The sequence below is a fragment of the Thalassospira sp. MCCC 1A01428 genome (assembly GCF_002115825.1).
Lineage (GTDB): Bacteria > Pseudomonadota > Alphaproteobacteria > Rhodospirillales > Thalassospiraceae > Thalassospira.
In genome coordinates this window covers 121,722-139,335 of record NZ_JFJZ01000003.1, presented here as the reverse complement: position 1 = coordinate 139,335, position 17,614 = coordinate 121,722, and the positions used below count along the sequence as shown (strand labels likewise).

General features: G+C 53.4%; 15 protein-coding genes. 6 read left to right on the top strand and 9 right to left on the bottom strand.

Annotated features, from left to right (window positions below; genetic code table 11):
• Nucleotides 1–12 precede the first annotated feature (12 nt).
• The 5 genes from THS27_RS03620 to THS27_RS03600 form a co-directional block, all read right to left on the bottom strand.
• A complete protein-coding gene (locus THS27_RS03620; protein WP_085587961.1) occupies nt 13–531 on the bottom strand; it encodes a hypothetical protein in 519 nt (172 codons plus the stop codon).
• A gap of 43 nt (nt 532–574) precedes the next feature.
• A complete protein-coding gene (locus tag THS27_RS03615; protein WP_085587959.1) occupies nt 575–1,264 on the bottom strand; it encodes an exonuclease domain-containing protein in 690 nt (229 codons plus the stop codon).
• Between the two features lie 29 nt (nt 1,265–1,293).
• Nucleotides 1,294–3,168 carry a DUF294 nucleotidyltransferase-like domain-containing protein gene (locus THS27_RS03610; RefSeq protein WP_085587957.1) on the bottom strand — a complete coding sequence of 625 codons (1,875 nt, stop codon included), beginning with the start codon at nt 3,166–3,168 and terminating at the stop codon, nt 1,294–1,296.
• Nucleotides 3,169–3,303: 135 nt separating this feature from the next.
• A complete protein-coding gene (locus THS27_RS03605) occupies nt 3,304–5,070 on the bottom strand; it encodes a sodium:solute symporter family protein (RefSeq protein ID WP_085587955.1) in 1,767 nt (588 codons plus the stop codon).
• A gap of 35 nt (nt 5,071–5,105) precedes the next feature.
• The gene (locus tag THS27_RS03600) at nt 5,106–5,366 is read right to left on the bottom strand and encodes a DUF4212 domain-containing protein (protein WP_085582639.1); all 261 of its coding nucleotides are present in this window, start codon (nt 5,364–5,366) and stop codon (nt 5,106–5,108) included.
• A gap of 550 nt (nt 5,367–5,916) precedes the next feature.
• On the opposite strand from THS27_RS03600, the gene ettA reads away from it, so the two are divergent.
• The gene (gene ettA, locus THS27_RS03590; RefSeq protein ID WP_085587951.1) at nt 5,917–7,599 is read left to right on the top strand and encodes an energy-dependent translational throttle protein EttA; all 1,683 of its coding nucleotides are present in this window, start codon (nt 5,917–5,919) and stop codon (nt 7,597–7,599) included.
• Between the two features lie 311 nt (nt 7,600–7,910).
• Entirely contained in the window at nt 7,911–8,357 is a 447-nt protein-coding gene (locus THS27_RS03585) for an HD domain-containing protein (protein WP_085587949.1), read from the top strand.
• A 194-nt stretch (nt 8,358–8,551) separates the two neighbouring features.
• Here the strand turns inward: THS27_RS03585 and THS27_RS03580 are convergent, their stop codons facing one another.
• Nucleotides 8,552–9,214, bottom strand: a complete 663-nt coding sequence (locus THS27_RS03580; RefSeq protein WP_246832825.1) for a phospholipid-binding protein MlaC — start codon at nt 9,212–9,214, stop codon at nt 8,552–8,554.
• Nucleotides 9,211–10,002, bottom strand: a complete 792-nt coding sequence (locus THS27_RS03575; protein ID WP_085587947.1) for a VacJ family lipoprotein — start codon at nt 10,000–10,002, stop codon at nt 9,211–9,213. Before THS27_RS03575 ends, THS27_RS03580 begins: the two co-directional genes overlap by 4 nt.
• A 308-nt stretch (nt 10,003–10,310) precedes the next feature.
• Here THS27_RS03575 and THS27_RS03570 point away from each other — a divergent pair, with 308 nt between their 5' ends.
• The 4 genes from THS27_RS03570 to metH all read left to right on the top strand — a co-directional run bounded on the left by THS27_RS03570 (nt 10,311) and on the right by metH (nt 16,170).
• On the top strand, nt 10,311–11,300 hold the full coding sequence (locus THS27_RS03570) for a metalloregulator ArsR/SmtB family transcription factor (RefSeq protein WP_085587945.1): 990 nt from the start codon (nt 10,311–10,313) through the stop codon (nt 11,298–11,300).
• Nucleotides 11,301–11,451: 151 nt separating this feature from the next.
• Nucleotides 11,452–12,363, top strand: a complete 912-nt coding sequence (metF, locus tag THS27_RS03565; protein ID WP_371455036.1) for a methylenetetrahydrofolate reductase — start codon at nt 11,452–11,454, stop codon at nt 12,361–12,363.
• Nucleotides 12,364–12,427: 64 nt separating this feature from the next.
• Nucleotides 12,428–13,492 (top strand): homocysteine S-methyltransferase family protein, encoded by a 1,065-nt coding sequence (locus THS27_RS03560; RefSeq protein ID WP_085587941.1) that lies wholly within the window; start codon nt 12,428–12,430, stop codon nt 13,490–13,492.
• 26 nt (nt 13,493–13,518) lie between these two features.
• On the top strand, nt 13,519–16,170 hold the full coding sequence (metH, locus tag THS27_RS03555) for a methionine synthase (RefSeq protein ID WP_085587939.1): 2,652 nt from the start codon (nt 13,519–13,521) through the stop codon (nt 16,168–16,170).
• A 117-nt stretch (nt 16,171–16,287) separates the two neighbouring features.
• On the opposite strand, the gene THS27_RS03550 is transcribed toward metH, so the two are convergent.
• Both THS27_RS03550 and THS27_RS27555 read right to left on the bottom strand, forming a co-directional pair.
• Nucleotides 16,288–17,190, bottom strand: coding sequence for an MFS transporter (locus THS27_RS03550; RefSeq protein ID WP_256376737.1), 903 nt, complete (start codon nt 17,188–17,190; stop codon nt 16,288–16,290).
• Entirely contained in the window at nt 17,123–17,539 is a 417-nt protein-coding gene (locus tag THS27_RS27555; RefSeq protein ID WP_256376735.1) for an MFS transporter, read from the bottom strand. The genes THS27_RS03550 and THS27_RS27555 overlap by 68 nt, the downstream gene beginning before the upstream one ends.
• Nucleotides 17,540–17,614 lie beyond the last annotated feature (75 nt).

Genomic DNA, 17,614 nt, shown 5'->3' with positions numbered 1-17,614 from the left:
CATTCGCGTCCATTACTGGCAGGTATAAATCAGGGCGGGGTCGTTGCTTTCCAACGGTTTTGCATCGTCAATCTGTGTTGGAAAGCCATTGCTATCAAGTGCTGTGTCGCGGGTGATAAAGCTTGCCAGTCCGCTATCGCAATCGATCAGGCGGGTGGTGGCCCTGGTAAGGTGGCCTTTTTGCAGATAAATTGTAGTGATTTGTTTTTGGGCGGTATTGGCCGGGTTGGTAATGGTTTTATCACCGTCAATGGCACTAAACCGGTTTACCGGCGCGACCAGCAAGGTCCAGGGTTTGTAAGGTGCGGTGGTGACATAGGTTTGGGTGATTTCCACCTGTTGCGGCAGGCGCGATGACACCCGGTCAAACCAGCTGTAATCATCCCAAATCATATAGCCAAACATACCCAGGGCCGCAGTCAGCGGGATCAGGTATTTTGGCGCCTTGCGCCCGCCCAGACGAAACCCCAGCATGATAAAACCGGCACAGGCAAAGCCAACCACAATGGTGGTAAAGATAAAGACAAACATAATGCCGCGCCCTTTGGTGCTAGGGTGAATTTGTCCTTATGGGTTATCTCAGGACACGGTCCAGCTCAAGTTCGCCTTTAGCATCACGCTTGTTGATCTGGGCCAAAAAAAGCTCGGCGGTGGCGATGGCATCGGTCAGGGCATTGTGGGCGCGATAGGGCGGTAAATTGTGCAATTTGCGCAGGTTTTGCAGCTTTAACGCCCCGCTTTTAAACGGGATGCCCTGGCGGTGAATATCGCGTAGCGCCAATACCAGTGTATCCACCGTTGGTAATTGCAGCGATGCCCCATACAGTTTTTTGCAGGCCCGCCCCAGAAAACCAAGTTCAATGGGGGCGTGGTGGGCCAGCAATACGCGCCCGGCCAAAACCGGCAACAGCTGGCGCAGCACGGTTTCAATGTCGGGGGCATCGGCAAGGTGACTGTCAAGAATACCATGAATAACAGCAGAACTTTCGGTCACATCTTTGGTCGGGCGCACCAGAAAATGCTGCGCGCTTGAAAAATCAACCCCGCGATTGCGGATCAATACCCAGCCAACACTGATAATTTCATCGCGTTTCGGGTTCAGCCCGGTGGTTTCCAGATCCAGCGCGACAAATTCAATATCGGAAATTCGTCGTTCCGGTGCGACCGGGGCAATATCGTAAAATTGCGCCAGCGGGCCGGTTGCGCGCTTGCGGTTCCAGCGGCGATAAACCTGACTGTCGAGTATCTTTTCGTGCAGACCCATATTGTATCCTGTGTGCTTTGCGCTGCTTGTCAGGTGCCACTTTTGCCAAAGCTGCTTTCAAGGGCAGTTTGCAGCGTTTTTATCACGTTAAAGGCATCCTTCAGGTGGCTTCGCTCGAACGCCGACAGGCTTTCGGGGCGCAAAAAATTATCGGGCCGGTCGCCAGAGCGAATTTGCGCAACCTGATGTTTTAACCGCGTGATGCTGATAAATTCATAGGCATCCATCAAATCGCGCGCCCCTTGCGCACTGATCGAGGAGGTATGAATGGCAGCCTGTAACCGGCTGCTGGTGTTAACTGCCGCAATGCCATTGCCCAACGCATGAATGCGGGCAATATCAACAATTGGCACCACACCACTGTGTTTCATGTCCAACGTCCGGTCATGTTCGCCACCCCGGATCATGACAAAATTGCGGAAAAACCCCAACGGCACCTGATGGCTTTGGGCGTTGCCAACCATGAAAGCCAGAAAAATGCGGTTGCCCGATGCCATTGGTACAACCTGGCGGTGTAACTGTTCGTAAAGCGACGCCTTGCCATAGATCGGGCGCAAATCAAACCAGACCGAACATAACATCAGGGCTTTGGGTTCGGGGGTTTGGATCCAGTTGGTGAAATACTGGTGCCATGTTGCCGCCGGCTGGCGCCACTTGTCGGTTTTTGCCATCATCTCGCCGGGGCAGTAAACGTAACCTGCGGTGTTAAGCCCATCGCAGACAAAATTGGCCAGATCTCGGAAATAATCGCCATGACGCCCGGCATCGTACGAATCATCAAGTATCAGGCAGTTATCCTGATCCGATATTGCTGTTTGTTCCTGTCGCCCTTGTGATCCACCCGCCAGCCAAACATAGGGAACAGGCGGGGGGCCAAATTTCTTTTCGGCTAGTTCCAGAAGGCGTGACGTTACTGTATCGGCCAGGGTGGTCACGATATGCCCGGCATTTTGCGATGTTGCCCCGGCATCAATTAACTGGCGCAGTAATTCGGGGATTTGCGCAATAACACCTGCCATGTCATCGGCGGTATCCATTTTGCTGATTTGCCCGGCCATATAAACGGCAGACAGGGATTGGCGCATTAACAGGTTGGTGGTGGTAATAACGCCAACCGGGGTGTCGCCCCCGGCAGCAACCACCGGTAAATGGCGAATGTTATGCCGCGTCATGGTCAGTAATGCATCAAAGGCATAGGCATCGGGGGTAATTGAAATCGGGTCGCGGGTCATGATATCGGCGGCAGGAGTGGCATAATCCATGCCCAGCGCAACCACGCGGTTGCGCAAATCGCGATCGGTGATGATCCCGGCAATTTTGCCGCTATCATCGGTTAAAAGCAGGCAGGAAACCCGTTCCTTGCTCATATGCTGGCCAACTTCGCGCAGGGTTGCACTTTGCGGCAGGCTGACAACATCGCGGGCAATCAGGTCGCTGACTTGAAGGCTCATCAGTTTTAGCTGGTCTTCGTCGCGGTCCTCGGCCATTTGCATGCCGCCACGCAACCGTGCGCCGCCCATCAATTCAAAGAAATAGGCAAATTGCGGGTGTTTGCGCGCCAGTTCGTGGAAATCGCTTTCGGGCAACTGGTAAACTAGCGTGTCTTCAATCGCGGTAATGCGGTTGGCCGCCTTGCCGCCGCGAAACATGGCGCGTACGCCAAAACATTCGCCTTCTGACAACCGGGCTAGCAAATGCCCGTCGGGGGACTGCGTTTCAACCGCGCCTGTACGCACAATGTGTAAATGCAGGCAGGTAATATCGGGCTGTAAAATGACAGATCCCTTGCGAAAATACCGCGCAGTCAACCGGGCCGGAATCTGGTCCAGGTCGGCATCAGGCAGCAGATCGAACGGGTGATGGGCGGCCAGAAAATCGCGGATATCTTTAAGTTCAAGGCTCATGTCATTCCCCGGTTGCAAAACGGTTTGGCAAGGATGCCAGATTGTTCCGTTAAACCCTAATGTAAAAGACCCCCGGCCGTCTTTGACATGCCGGGGGTCCTGATGGATCTGGTTAAAAAATTTCAGCCAGTCAGATTAATGGTCGATTGCGGCACCGGCCCCTTTGGGAACGCGGATATGTTCGACCATATCCTGAATGCGTTGCGGCGGTTCGGCGGTTACTTTTGATACCGCAAAGGCCACGGCAAAGTTAAGCACCATGCCAACCGCGCCGATACCTTCGGGCGAAATGCCAAGCAGCCAGTATTCAGCGGTATTGGGCAGGATCGGGGCAATGAAAACACCCTTATAGGTAATGATATACCCCATGGTGAAAACAAGCCCGGTCAGCATCCCGGCAATGGCACCTTCACGGTTAATTTTCTTCGAGAAAATCCCCATGATGATAACCGGGAACAGCGAAGCAGCGGCCAGACCAAAGGCAAAGGCGACCACCTGGGCCACAAAGCCGGGCGGGTTATAGCCAAGATACCCGGCAATGCCGATGGCAACGGCGGCGGCAATACGGCCGGTTAACAGTTCCTGTTTTTCGGTCATATCGGGGGTGAAGGTGCTTTTAAGCAAGTCATGCGAAATGCTGGATGAAATCACCAATAACAACCCGGCTGCGGTTGACAGGGCGGCGGCAATACCACCGGCTGCCACCAGGGCAATCACCCAGTTGGGCAACTGCGCAATTTCCGGGTTGGCCAGCACCATAATGTCGTTATCGACCTTTAACTCATTGCCTTTCCAGCCATATTGTTCGGCTTTGGCGGCAAATTCGGCATTGGCATCGTTGTAATACTGAATTTTGCCATCGCCGTTTTTGTCTTCAAAGGACAAAAGACCGGTGGATTCCCAGCGTTTCATCCAGTCCGGGCGTTGTTCGAAAACAAGGTTGCCGTCTTCCGCACCAACCGGGCCGGTTTGCACGGTTTGCGTCAGGTTCAGGCGGGCCATTGCGCCAACTGCCGGGGCGGTGGTGTACAAAATGGCAATGAAAACCAGCGCCCAACCGGCGGATGACCGGGCATCGCGCACTTTTGGTACGGTAAAGAAGCGAACAATAACGTGCGGCAAACCGGCTGTACCCACCATCAATGCCAGGGTAATGGCAAAAATGTCGATCGTGGATTTGCTGGTGGTTGTATATTCCAGAAAGCCCAGTTCGGTAACGACCTGGTTTAAACGTTCCAGCATGAAATCGCCGGTGCCATTAACGGTAGAACCAAATGCCAATTGCGGGATCGGGTTGCCGGTCAGCTGAAAGGCAATGAAAATTGCCGGAACAGTATAGGCCACGATCAGCACGCAATATTGCGCGACCTGGGTATAGGTTACGCCCTTCATCCCGCCCAGAACGGCATAGATAAAGACAATGCCCATACCAATGATCAGGCCGGTCAGGATGTCGACTTCAAGGAAGCGGGAAAACACAATACCGACGCCGCGCATTTGCCCGGCAACGTAGGTGAAGGAAATAAAGATCAGGCAAACCACGGCAACGATACGGGCGGTTCTGGAATAAAACCGGTCGCCAATAAATTCCGGCACGGTGAATTTGCCGTATTTGCGCAAATAGGGCGCCAGCAACATTGCCAGCAGGCAATAGCCGCCTGTCCAGCCCATCAGATAAACCGATCCGCCATAGCCCAGAAACGCAATCAGGCCCGCCATTGAAATAAACGATGCCGCCGACATCCAGTCGGCTGCGGTGGCCATGCCGTTCACAACCGGGTTTACCCCGGAACCGGCCACGTAAAATTCGCCCGTGGTGCTGGCCTTTGCCCAGATGGCAATACCAATATAAAGCGCAAAGCTAAGCCCCACGGCAATATATGTCAGGGTCGTAAGATCCATTTGAAAGCTCCCCAATACAAACAGCCGATATGGGCCTATTCGTCTTCTCGAACGTTGAATTCCCGGTCCAGTTTGTTCATTTGCCGGACATAGACGAAGATCAGAATCGCAAACACATAGATCGATCCTTGTTGGGCAAACCAGAAACCAAGCTGAAAACCTGCGAACGTGATGGTATTGAGGGCATCAACAAACAGAATGCCAAAACCGTAAGAGACCACAAACCAGATGACCAGCAGGGTCAGAACCAGTTTGACGTTGCGTCTCCAGTATTCTGCGCCGGATTTGTCGTCCATTGCGCGTCTCCTTCCTCGGATGTGAACCTTCCCGCGCCGGGTTTGGCCGCAAATTTTGCGCACCCGGACTTTTTGAAATTTGTCGGGGCAATCGCGCAGGTTGCGCGACGTGCCACGAAATTTTCCTATCAGCTTTGTGTCGCCCTCATAAGATAACCCTTAGTCGAATAACCCGGGTTAACTGCCGGTACCGGGCGCGCAGGCTGGGTAAAAGCGGCGGAATTATGCGGTTTGCGCTGATACAGGATGTGCCAGGCAGGGATGGATATGCGACCAAAGTCTGGTGGGGGAAGGGGGCCGCGCAGGGGCGGTTCGGGCAATTTATGGCCAGTATGGTTGCGCATTGGCCCTTAAATACCAGATCAGGCATAGTTTTGTGGCCTGATGTGTTCGGGAATCGGTCTTTTGTCGCCGCACATGTCTGCTATGGGGGCGCAAAAGGGCGGTTTTGCTTCTTTGCCGTTGTTTGTCGATGGCAGCTCGGTTACAAACGGCGCACGATATTTGCCCCACCCGTGTGGGGCGCGGTTCATTTTGGATGGGGAATTTAATGGCATCCTATCAGTATATCTTCGTCATGAAGGACCTGACCAAAGTCCTTCCTGCCGGGCGTGAATTGTTCAAGGGCATCACGCTGTCCTTCCTGCCAGGCGTCAAAATTGGCGTTTTGGGTAACAACGGTGCCGGTAAATCCACCCTGCTCAAGATCATGGGCGGCATTGAAAAAGAATATGGCGGTGAAGCCTGGGCTGCCGATGGCGTGCGCGTTGGCTACCTGGAACAGGAACCCCATCTGAACCCGGACAAGGATGTGCTGGGCAATGTGATGGAAGGTTGCGGCCAGATTGTTGACGATCTGGCGCGGTTCAATGAAATCAGCGCCAGGTTCGCCGAGCCGATGGACGATGACGAAATGAACAACCTGCTGGCCGAGCAGGGTGAACTTCAGGAACGTATCGATGCCGCCAATGGCTGGGATCTGGAACGGACCCTGGAAATTGCCATGGATGCGCTGCGCTGCCCGCCCAAGGATTCCGATGTCAGCCTGCTTTCGGGGGGGGAACGTCGCCGTGTTGCGCTGTGTCGCTTGTTGCTTTCCAAGCCTGACATGCTGCTGCTTGACGAACCGACCAACCATCTGGACGCCGAATCTGTTGCGTGGCTGGAACGTCACCTTGAAGATTACGAAGGCACTGTTGTGCTGGTCACCCACGATCGTTACTTCCTTGATAACGTCACGGGCTGGATCCTTGAGCTTGATCGCGGGCAGGGCATTCCTTACGAAGGCAACTATTCTTCGTGGCTGGAACAAAAACAGAAGCGCATGGCGCAGGAAAGCCGCCAGGAAGGGAACCGCCAGAAACAGCTGGCCGAGGAACTGGACTGGATCCGTCAGAACCCCAAAGGGCGTCAGGCGAAATCCAAGGCCCGTGTCCGTGCTTATGACGAACTGGTTGCACAGGCGGCCAATGCGGCACCGGATTCGGCCAAAATCGCCATTCCGATTTCTGAACGTCTGGGCAATGAAGTTATTACAGCCGAGGGCGTAAGCAAGGCGTTTGAAGACAAACTGTTGTTTGAAGGCCTTGATTTCCGCCTGCCGCCGGGTGGTATCGTTGGGGTGATTGGCCCGAACGGGGCGGGTAAAACCACCCTGTTTAAAATGATCACCGGGGCAGAAACCCCGGATGCCGGAACGTTGAAAATCGGTGAAACCGTTAAACTTGGTTATGTTGACCAGTCGCGTGATGCGCTGGACCCCGACAAAACCGTTTGGCAGGAAGTTTCCGACGGGCTTGACGAAATTTTGCTGGGCAAACGCCCGATGAACTCGCGGGCGTATGTCTCGCAGTTTGCCTTTAAAGGGGCCGACCAGCAGAAAAAAGTCGGTCAGCTTTCAGGGGGTGAACGTAACCGTGTTCACCTTGCCAAGATGCTCAAGACTGGCGCGAATGTCCTGCTGCTTGACGAACCGACCAACGATCTTGACGTTGATACCTTGCGTGCGCTTGAAGAAGCCTTGCTGGAATTTGCCGGTTGCGCTGTGGTTATCTCGCATGACCGGTTCTTCCTTGACCGTATTGCAACCCACATCCTGGCTTACGAAGGCAATTCGCATGTCGAATGGTTCGAAGGCAACTATCAGGAATACGAAGCCGATTACAAACGCCGTTATGGTGAAGAGGCCACCCGCCCGCACCGCATTAAATACAAGCCGCTGACGCGAGGTTAATTCCGTTTCAAACGGTATTACGCTTTAAAGGCCACCCGGAAATCACCGGGTGGCCTTTTTGTTTGGGGAATGTGCCGGACGGCTTTTGGGGAGGGGGGATTGACCATCAATTTGCCCTAACCGAAGGTTATGCAAGATGAATGGTGATAAGGGTGCCTGTATTTACGGGGTATTCTAAGCCAATAACTTGTTGAGATATCGGGCATACCGGTACCGCGTGCCGAACGAGGGCCACGTTGATCGGTTTTGATCAACGTGCTTTGGTATCAAGGGCCGCACGGAAATATCTTTTTGTGGAAAGGAGGCTAAATATGCTTTCGGCCGATAATCTGGTCGCAGTGGCGCGGGAATGGGCGATACGCCACCATGAAGGGCAGGTCGACAAACTGGGGCGCGCTTATATCGACCATGTTTCTGATGTGGCAAAACGCGCCAGCAGCCATGGAACAGAAGCTGAAATCGTTGCGTGGCTTCATGATATTGTTGAGGATACTTCTGTTACGCTTGAGCAGATTGAAGAAACGTTTGGTTCGACTATCCGCGGCGGGGTTGAAGGAATGACGCGGCGCAAGGGTGAAGATTATTTCGATGATTATTTGCCGCGTGTGCAGAAAAATGATTTGGCCAGAATCGTTAAAGTCGCGGATATGCGCCACAATATGGCAAAACTTGACGCCTTGCGCGCCGTAAACCCTGTAGAAGCGCAACGTCTGTCGTCGAAATATGCCCGTGCCATGGGAATATTAACCGCCAGCTAAAACCGCAATATTCGTAGTAACCTAAGCCTTCTGCCCACACAGTTTGCCGTCCGGCCAGTGCCTTGTCAAATGTGCGCGGACGACGTTTTAGCCGTCGCCTGTGAAAAAGGCCCGCCAGCATGAAAGCGGGCGAGCCTTTTGATCGAAACCACAGAAAATTATCACGCGCGGGCCGAAAGCAGCCTGCAACAGGATTAATTGCTGCCGGTCTTTTCTTTTAAAAGGTCGGTCAGGGCCTGAACCTTGCCGCCATTTTGCTGGATCACCGAGGCGAACTCGTCGCGTTGGGTGATGCCCATGCTAATGCCTTCAATCGACACATCTATGATGCGCAGATTGCCGTCAAATTCGCGCAGGCGCCAAACGATTTTGACGGGCGGCCCGTCGGGGCGCACGACCTGCGAATTGACGAAAATGTCTTTTTTGTTCTGGCTGGAATCGCCAACGACAAATTTTTCGCCGTCGAAATCCTTAAACTTGCTGGCATAGTTCAGGGCCAGATATTTCTGAAGCAGGCTGGCAAATTCGCCCAGTTCCTGTTCAGAAAGATTGCGCCAGTAACGGCCAAGGACAAAACGGGCCACCTGGTCCATTTTGAAATATTTGTCCATCAGGTTGATAAAGCGGTCCTGACGGCTGCTATCGTCAACCTTGTCGCCTGCCAGTTCTGAAATGGCTTCGTCACCCAGCCCGCGAATAAAATCGCTGGGGTCCTGGGTTGCTGCAACTTCCAGAATGTTCTGGGTGCCTGCGGGCTGCGAAGCGGTTGCCTGGGCGGTTTGCCCAAAAGGAATGCAAACCGCTGCCGAAGCCATCATCAGGCCAGCGACCAGAATTCGTCCATGTATGTGTTTCATTTGTCTCCTGCCGGGGCGTCTGAGTCATCGAAATCAAACGAGGCATTCATGGCATTATTTTGATCGTCATTCATGACGGGGCCACCATTGCGAATAACGCTGTTCCGGTGTTGACGGTACAGGCTGCGCAGGGCCGCATAATAATCCAGCGAAGATTGCTTCAGCTGTTCGATATTTTCGTTGTTACGGTAACGCGAATCAATGGCGCCACCAACCATACCACCATAATAGCCAACAGCAATCTTGTCGCTGTTATCTGCGCCATAGGTGAACGGGTTCATCAGGTAATCGGTGACAAGGCCTGTGGTATCGCGCAGGTTGGACGGACCAAACAGCGGCAATACAATATAGGGGCCAGCCCCGACACCGTAATGGGCCAGTGTCTGGCCGAAATCTTCGTCGCGATAGGGAATGCCAAATTCGGTGGCAACGTCGTTAAAGCCCAGAAGCCCGATCGTCGAGTTCACGATGAAACGCTGCAACGAGGCTACTGCCTGGTCCGGGTCGCCCTGGAACAATGCGTTAACAGCATTAATCGGTTCGCCAAGGTTATTGGCGAAACTTCGGACGGAATTTTTAACAGGTTGTGGTGCAATATCGCCATACCACATTGCTGCCGGATACAGGATCAGGAAATCGACAGCACCATTAAGGTTATGAACGACGCGGTTAACCGGCTCGATCGGATCAAATACCGTCTGGTCTTGCGCCGGTTGGGTGGACGCGCACGCCGTCAAAACGGACAGCGATGCCCCAACACAAAGTGCCCGTATGCTTTTCAGATTCATTCTTTTCGCCAACGGTTTACAATACCAATTTGAAGGCCCCCGGCTGTATCCCCGGATACTGATTTAAGCGAGGTTGTTGCTCTTGCAACCCCGGCCCCTGTAAATCTGCATCCTGCGATACCGCATATGCCCCGTATATCATGTGGTTAGCATATGGAGCCTTTAAACACCATACATCAAAAAAAACTGTAGCAGACTATCCTCCGGGCTATGGCATTTAAGTCACACTTCTTTAGGTTAGGGGTGATTTATCTCTTGATAAGACATAAACATATCTTTATATCTGCATGAGGAAGCAGGAGGGCGTTATGGATCAGGTATTGGCAGGATTGCGCGCAGCGGCAGAAGCCACGCGATTGCGGCTGCTGGCCATTTGCGCCGAATGCGAACTTACCGTTAGCGAAATTACCCAGATCATAGGCCAAAGCCAGCCGCGGGTTTCGCGCCATTTGAAGTTATTATGTGAAGCCGGGCTTTTGGTGCGGTTTCGCGAAGGTACATGGGTGTTTTATCGAACCCCGCACAGTGGTCCGGGGGCGGAACTGGTAACGCCGGTGCTGCGGCTGTTGCCCGAAAATGACGAAACCCTGTCATTGGATCGAACCCGCCTTGATCAGGTGAAAAAGCAGCGCGAACAGGTGGCGACCGAATATTTCCGTGCCAACGCTGCCGACTGGGATACGATTCGGTCCTTGCATATTGATGAGGCCGAAGTTGAAACCGCCCTTTTGTCGGCACTGGGCGACCTTGCGGGGAAACGCATTCTTGATATTGGCACTGGCACCGGGCGGGTGCTGGAATTGCTGGGCAAGACGGCTGCCGAAGGCGTTGGTGTTGATATGTCGCGCGAGATGCTGGCCGTGGCGCGCGCGCGCCTGCAACGGGCCGAGCTGGCAAATTGCCTGGTGCGCCAGGCTGATATGTATCAGTTGCCTTACCCGGACGGGACGTTTGATGTGATTACATTGCATCAGGTTTTGCACTATGCCGAAAAACCCGAAACTGCCATCGCCGAAGCCGCGCGTTTGCTGGCACCGGAGGGGATATTGCTGGTGGTTGATTTTGCCACCCATGATCAGGAAGAATTGCGCGAACAGCACGCCCATCGCCGTTTGGGCTTTGATGATGCGGCGATGAAGGACTGGTTTGTAAAATCGCATCTTAACATGGATAACGTAGTGAATTTACCTGGCAAACCCCTGACCGTGCGGTTGTGGTGTGGTCATGCCGGGGCGGAAAAGCCCGCTGTTGTGACGGGTAAGGCTCGCGAAAATGCAGCGGGCGAGGCCGCAGAATGAAGTCCGAATTTAATCGAAACCTGCCATCAGTCAAATTATTCGATCTGATGGCTTGAATGGAATTTTCCGGGATGGGCGCCAATTTACCGGTGCCAACCCGGTAACAAGAACGCGTAGTGCCCGCCAGGGGCGACAGAACACAAGGTAGACGATGATGACGGTTCAACACCAGAACACACAAAAAACCGCCCCTGTCGGGCGTGATTTGCGGGTTTCCTTTGAATTTTTTCCGCCTAAAACGGAAAAAATGGAAGAAACCATGTGGCGTTCGATCCACCGTCTGGCACCTTTGGCACCATCTTTTGTGTCGGTAACGTATGGGGCTGGTGGCTCCACCCGGGACCGCACCCATGCCAGTGTCACCCGTATTCAACGCGAAACCGGCATTCCGGCCGCCGCCCATTTAACCTGTGTTGGTCATACCCGCGATGAAATTGAACGTATTGCGCACACCTATTGGAATGAAGGTATTCGTTCCATTGTGGCCCTGCGCGGCGATTTGCCCGATGCCGGTGATACCTATGTGCCAACCCCGGGCGGGTATGACTATGCCGTTGATCTGGTTGCGGGGCTGAAAAAGATCGAGGATTTTGATATTTCGGTATCGGCCTATCCCGAAACCCACCCCGATGCACCGAATGCCGATTTTGAAATTGATTATCTGAAACGCAAGTTTGATGCCGGGGCCGACCGGGCCATTACCCAGTTCTTTTTTGACAACGACGTGTTTTTGCGCTTTCGCGACAAATGCGACAAGGCCGGTATTACCGCCCCCATCGTGCCGGGTATTTTGCCGGTTACCAATTTTGGCGCGTTGCTGAAATTTGCCGGGATGTGCGGGGCAAATGTGCCACAGCGCCTGCATCACAGCTTTGACGGGCTGGATGAAGACCCCGACACCCGCCGTATGGTGGCGTTTCACGAATCCATTTCCCAGGTTCAGGGCCTGATGGCCGAAGGGGTAACCGATTTCCATTTTTACACCCTGAACCGCGCCGAACTGACCTATGCCATTTGCCATGCGTTGGGTATCCGAGCAACACCGGTTGCCGCCATTGCCTAACGATCCGATATAAGGTGCTTGTCGCGCCGCGAGAAACCAGGCCTTTAGGAACAGGATAAACATCATGACTGATCGCAAGCAACGTATTGCCCTGCTTAAACAGCGCGCCGAAAAACAGATCCTGATTCTGGATGGCGCAATGGGCACCATGATCCAGAAACACAAACTCGAAGAAGAAGATTATCGTGGCGAACGGTTTGCCAACTGGAAACAGGACATTAAAGGCAATAACGACCTTTTGTCGCTGACCCGCCCGGACATCATCAAGGATATCCATCTGCAATATATAGCGGCCGGGGCCGATTTGAATGGCACCAATACCTTTAGTGCCACCACCATTGCCCAGGCCGATTACGGCATGGAAAGCCTGGCATATGAAATCAATTACGAAAGTGCCAAACTGGCGCGCCAGGCCTGTGATGAATGGGAAGCTGCCCACCCCGGTGATGTGCGTTTTGTCAATGGTGCTATCGGGCCGACCAACCGTACCGCATCGATTTCGCCAGATGTCAACAACCCCGGTTATCGCGGTGTGACCTTTGACCAGCTTTGCACGGCCTATAAGGAAGCTGCCAATGGCTTGCTGGACGGCGGGGCGGATACGCTGCTGGTGGAAACCATTTTTGATACGTTAAATGCCAAGGCGGCCCTGTTTGCCATATCCGAAGTTCTGGAAGAACGTGGTGAAGATGTGCCGATCATGATTTCGGGGACCATCACCGATGCGTCGGGCCGAACCCTTTCGGGCCAAACCACCGAAGCCTTTTATAATTCGGTCCGCCATGCCAAGCCGTTTTCCATTGGTCTTAATTGCGCATTGGGTGCAGCCCAGCTTCGCCCGTATGTGGTTGAACTTTCACGTGTTGCCGAATGCCGTGTTTCGGTTTATCCCAATGCGGGCCTGCCCAACGAATTTGGCGAATATGACCAGACCGACAGCGAAATGGCGGCCCTGGTGCGCGAATGGGCCGAAAGCGGCCTGATCAACCTGCTGGGGGGCTGCTGTGGAACAACGCCGCCTCATATCCGGGCGATTACGGATGCCGTTAAGGGCTGTGCGCCGCGTAAGGCCCCTAAATTGACGCCGAAAATGCGTTTGTCCGGGCTTGAACCGTTTGATGCCGCCTAAGTAAGCCGAGAGAGATCGAAAAAACGATGACCCAAATATCCAGATTCATCAATATCGGCGAGCGTACCAACGTCGCAGGTTCGATAAAATTCAAAAAGCTGATCGTCGAGGAAAACTACGAAGCAGCCCTTGATGTTGCCCGCGAGCAGGTCGAAAACGGTGCCCAGATCATCGACATCAACATGGATGATGCGATGCTGGATGCCGAAACGGCGATGGTTAATTTCATCAATCTGGTCGCAGCCGAACCCGACATTGCCCGTGTGCCGATCATGGTGGACAGTTCCAAATGGAACGTGATTGAAGCCGGTTTGAAATGCCTGCAAGGCAAGGGTATCGTCAATTCGATCAGCCTTAAGGAAGGCGACGAACCGTTTATTCGTCAGGCCAACCTGTTGCGCCGTTACGGGGCCGCTGTGGTGGTGATGGCGTTTGATGAAAAAGGCCAGGCCGATACGGTAAAGCGCAAAATCGAAATTTGCGAACGCAGCTATCGCGTGTTGGTTGACCAGGTGGGTTTCCCGCCGGAAGACATTATTTTCGATCCCAATATTTTTGCCGTCGCCACCGGGATCGAGGAGCACGACAATTACGCGGTCGATTTTATCGAAGCCTGCAAGCTGATCAAGGAACGCCTGCCTTACGCCAAAATTTCCGGCGGTGTTTCCAACGTGTCCTTTTCGTTCCGGGGGAATAACCCGGTCCGCGAAGCCATGCATTCGGTGTTTTTATACCACGCCGTCAAAGCCGGCATGGATATGGGGATTGTGAATGCCGGCCAGCTGGTGGTTTACGAAGAAATCCCGGCGGAACTGCGCGAACGTGTCGAAGATGTGATTTTGAACCGCCGGTCCGATGCGACCGACCGGTTGCTGGAAATTGCCGATAAATACAAGGGGACCGGCGGCCCGGAAAAGAAAGTTGACCAGGAATGGCGCAAAAAGCCGGTTAACGAGCGCCTGGCCCATGCCCTGATTAACGGCATTACCGAATTTGTTGAAGAAGATACCGAAGAAGCCCGGCTGCAGGCCGACAAACCCCTTCATGTAATTGAAGGGCCACTGATGGATGGTATGAACATTGTGGGCGACCTGTTTGGCGCCGGTAAAATGTTTTTGCCCCAGGTGGTGAAATCGGCCCGGGTGATGAAAAAGGCCGTTGCCTATCTGATCCCGTTTATCGAGGAAGAAAAGCAGGGCAAGCGCGAAACCAACGGTAAAATCCTGCTTGCTACCGTTAAGGGTGATGTTCACGATATTGGTAAAAACATTGTCGGCGTTGTTCTGCAATGTAACAATTTCGAGGTGCTGGACCTTGGCGTGATGGTGCCAACGCAAAAAATCATTGAAACGGCAAAGGCGGAAAAAGTCGATATTATCGGCCTTTCCGGCCTGATTACGCCGTCGCTGGAAGAAATGACCTATGTTGCGGCCGAGATGCAGCGCGAAGGGTTGAATATTCCGTTGCTGATTGGCGGGGCGACCACGTCAAAGGTGCATACAGCGGTTAAAATCGCGCCAAATTATAACAAGGCGGTGGTTTACGTTATTGATGCGTCGCGCGCGGTGGGGGTTGCCAGCAATCTGGTGTCTGAAACCCGCCGCGATGTGTTTGTCAAGGAATTGCACGATGAATATGTGGCAATGGCCGAACGCCATGCCGCCCAGCAATTACAGAAAAAACGCTTTGCCCTGACCGATGCCCGTGCGAACAAGGCGCAGCTTGACTGGGAAAATTATACACCAGTTGCCCCGGCGAAACCGGGCTTGACGGTGTTTGACGACTTTGACCTGGCAGATTTGCTGGCCCGGTTTGACTGGAAACCGTTTTTTGAAACCTGGGAATTGCATGGTCGTTTCCCGGCCATTCTTGATGACGAAGTTGTCGGTGAAACGGCACGTAACCTGTTTGCCGATGCCCAGGCGATGTTAAAACGCATTGTCGAAGAAAAATGGTTTACGCCGCGCGCCGTGGTTGGCATTTGGCCAGCCAACAGTGTTGGGGACGATATTGAAATTACTCCGGCCCCTGATGGCAACGAACCGGTGGTTATTCATACCTTGCGTCAGCAAATGTTTCGCGAAAACAACAAGCGCCCCAATCGCGCCCTTGCCGATTATATCGCGCCCAAAGAAAGCGGTAAAACCGACTATATCGGTGCCTTTGCCGTTACCGCCGGGCCGGAAGTGGAAACCATTGCCAAGCGTCTCGAAGCCGAGAATGACGATTATAACGCCATTCTGGTCAAGGCGTTGGGGGACCGGTTTGCCGAAGCCTTTGCCGAAACCATGCATGAAAAGGTCCGTCGCGAGATTTGGGCTTATGCCCGTGACGAAGACCTTACCAATGACGATTTGATTGGTGAAAAATATCAGGGCATACGCCCGGCACCGGGTTATCCGGCCTGCCCGGATCATACCGAAAAAGGCACGCTTTGGAAGTTGCTGAATGCCGAAGAAAACACCGGTGTTTCACTAACCGAAAGCTTTGCCATGACGCCAACGGCTTCGGTCAGCGGTTTTTATTTCGCCAACCCCGATGCCAAATATTTTGGCCTTGGTAAAATTGAACGCGATCAGGTCGAAGACTATGCCAATCGTAAAGGCATGGACCTCGCCGTTGCCGAACGTTGGCTGGCCCCGAACCTGAACTATGATCCGCGCCCGCTGCGGGGGTGATCCTGCTTTTTTGGCAATACCGGTTTCTGGTTTGGTGCGCAAAATTAATCCCCCGTCAGATATTTCTGGCGGGGGATTTCATATGTTTGGGGTGGATATTGCCAACTGTTGGGGTATTTACGACCCGTGGGTCGCATGAAACAGTTTGCCCCGCTCGGTTGTCAGCACAATGATCAGGCAAACAACGCCCAGTGTCAGATAACCGCCCACCAGCGGAATAACGGTACCGTTAAAGTTTTGCCCGACTATCGTGCCGCAAATAACCCCGATCAGGGTGGTATAAAACCCGATCAGTGACGATGCCGTACCCGCAATGGCACCAACCGGTTCCATCGCCAGCGAGTTAAAATTCGGCATGGTCAGCATGAAGGCAAAATGCGCAATCGTCAGGCCGACACCAAACAGCCAAAGCGGTGGCACACCATCATAGGACAATGCGACAACCAGGTTAACCGCGCTGATGGCAATGAAAACGCACAGGCCAAAATGCGATAATTTATGCATGCCGATTTTGCGTACCAGCCGGGCATTGACCAGGGATGCGACACTCATGGCGGCCGCAATCAGGCCAAAAACCACCGGAAACATGGTGCCCAGCCCATAGATCGATGAATCGAATATTTGTTCTGCCGATCCGATATAGGACATCAGACAGCCAAAACACAGGCCCATCGCACTGGCATAGCCCACTGTCTGGCGGGTGGTGGCGGTAACGCCAAAATCGCGAAAAATGCGCCGGATCGATAGTTTATGCCGGTATTCCGGGTGCAGGGTTTCGGGCATGCGCAGCTTGTACCAAAGGGCGACCACGACGGCGAGAAGCAGCATGAAGCCGAAAATAAGATGCCAGCTGCCAAACGACAGGATCAACCCGCCACTGGCCGGGGCAAAGACCGGCACAATAATAAACACCATCATCACCAGCGACATCACGCGCGCCATATCGCGACCATTAAAACAGTCGCGAATGATGGTCAGGGTCAGAACGCGCGGGGCCGCCGCCCCCCAGCCCCTGAACAAAACGGGCAATCAGCAAATGTTCAAAGCTGTCGGCAAAAAATGCCATGACGGTGCCGATGGTATAAATGACCAGGCCCATCATCAGGGTGCGTTTGCGGCCATAGACATCGGCCAGCGGTCCATAAACAATTTGCATCAGGGCAAAGCCGACCATGAAAATGAAAACCAGCAACTGGATTTCATTGGGATCGGTCAGGCTATAATCACGGGCAATCGGGCCAAAGGCCGGTAACAGGTTATCAATCGAAAGGGCCACCATGCCCATGGTCAGGGCCATAAGGGCGACAAATTCGGCAAAAGGCGGTATGGGCCGGGACAAAGACGTGTCCGCCGGTTGACTGCTGGTCATTAATTAAATGTCCTGAAACGAATTATAGGGTGCATATTATATGCATCTGATTTGGTTGTAAGAATGGGGCATCGC

What these genes read in the sequence shown, in the direction of transcription:
- THS27_RS03620 (WP_085587961.1), bottom strand. Translation starts at nt 531, where the DNA reads ATGTTTGTCTTTATCTTTACCACCATTGTGGTTGGCTTTGCCTGTGCC.
- THS27_RS03615 (WP_085587959.1), bottom strand. Translation starts at nt 1,264, where the DNA reads ATGGGTCTGCACGAAAAGATACTCGACAGTCAGGTTTATCGCCGCTGG.
- THS27_RS03610 (WP_085587957.1), bottom strand. Translation starts at nt 3,168, where the DNA reads ATGAGCCTTGAACTTAAAGATATCCGCGATTTTCTGGCCGCCCATCAC.
- THS27_RS03605 (WP_085587955.1), bottom strand. Translation starts at nt 5,070, where the DNA reads ATGGATCTTACGACCCTGACATATATTGCCGTGGGGCTTAGCTTTGCG.
- THS27_RS03600 (WP_085582639.1), bottom strand. Translation starts at nt 5,366, where the DNA reads ATGGACGACAAATCCGGCGCAGAATACTGGAGACGCAACGTCAAACTG.
- ettA (WP_085587951.1), top strand. Translation starts at nt 5,917, where the DNA reads ATGGCATCCTATCAGTATATCTTCGTCATGAAGGACCTGACCAAAGTC.
- THS27_RS03585 (WP_085587949.1), top strand. Translation starts at nt 7,911, where the DNA reads ATGCTTTCGGCCGATAATCTGGTCGCAGTGGCGCGGGAATGGGCGATA.
- THS27_RS03580 (WP_246832825.1), bottom strand. Translation starts at nt 9,214, where the DNA reads ATGAAACACATACATGGACGAATTCTGGTCGCTGGCCTGATGATGGCT.
- THS27_RS03575 (WP_085587947.1), bottom strand. Translation starts at nt 10,002, where the DNA reads ATGAATCTGAAAAGCATACGGGCACTTTGTGTTGGGGCATCGCTGTCC.
- THS27_RS03570 (WP_085587945.1), top strand. Translation starts at nt 10,311, where the DNA reads ATGGATCAGGTATTGGCAGGATTGCGCGCAGCGGCAGAAGCCACGCGA.
- metF (WP_371455036.1), top strand. Translation starts at nt 11,452, where the DNA reads ATGATGACGGTTCAACACCAGAACACACAAAAAACCGCCCCTGTCGGG.
- THS27_RS03560 (WP_085587941.1), top strand. Translation starts at nt 12,428, where the DNA reads ATGACTGATCGCAAGCAACGTATTGCCCTGCTTAAACAGCGCGCCGAA.
- metH (WP_085587939.1), top strand. Translation starts at nt 13,519, where the DNA reads ATGACCCAAATATCCAGATTCATCAATATCGGCGAGCGTACCAACGTC.
- THS27_RS27555 (WP_256376735.1), bottom strand. Translation starts at nt 17,539, where the DNA reads ATGACCAGCAGTCAACCGGCGGACACGTCTTTGTCCCGGCCCATACCG.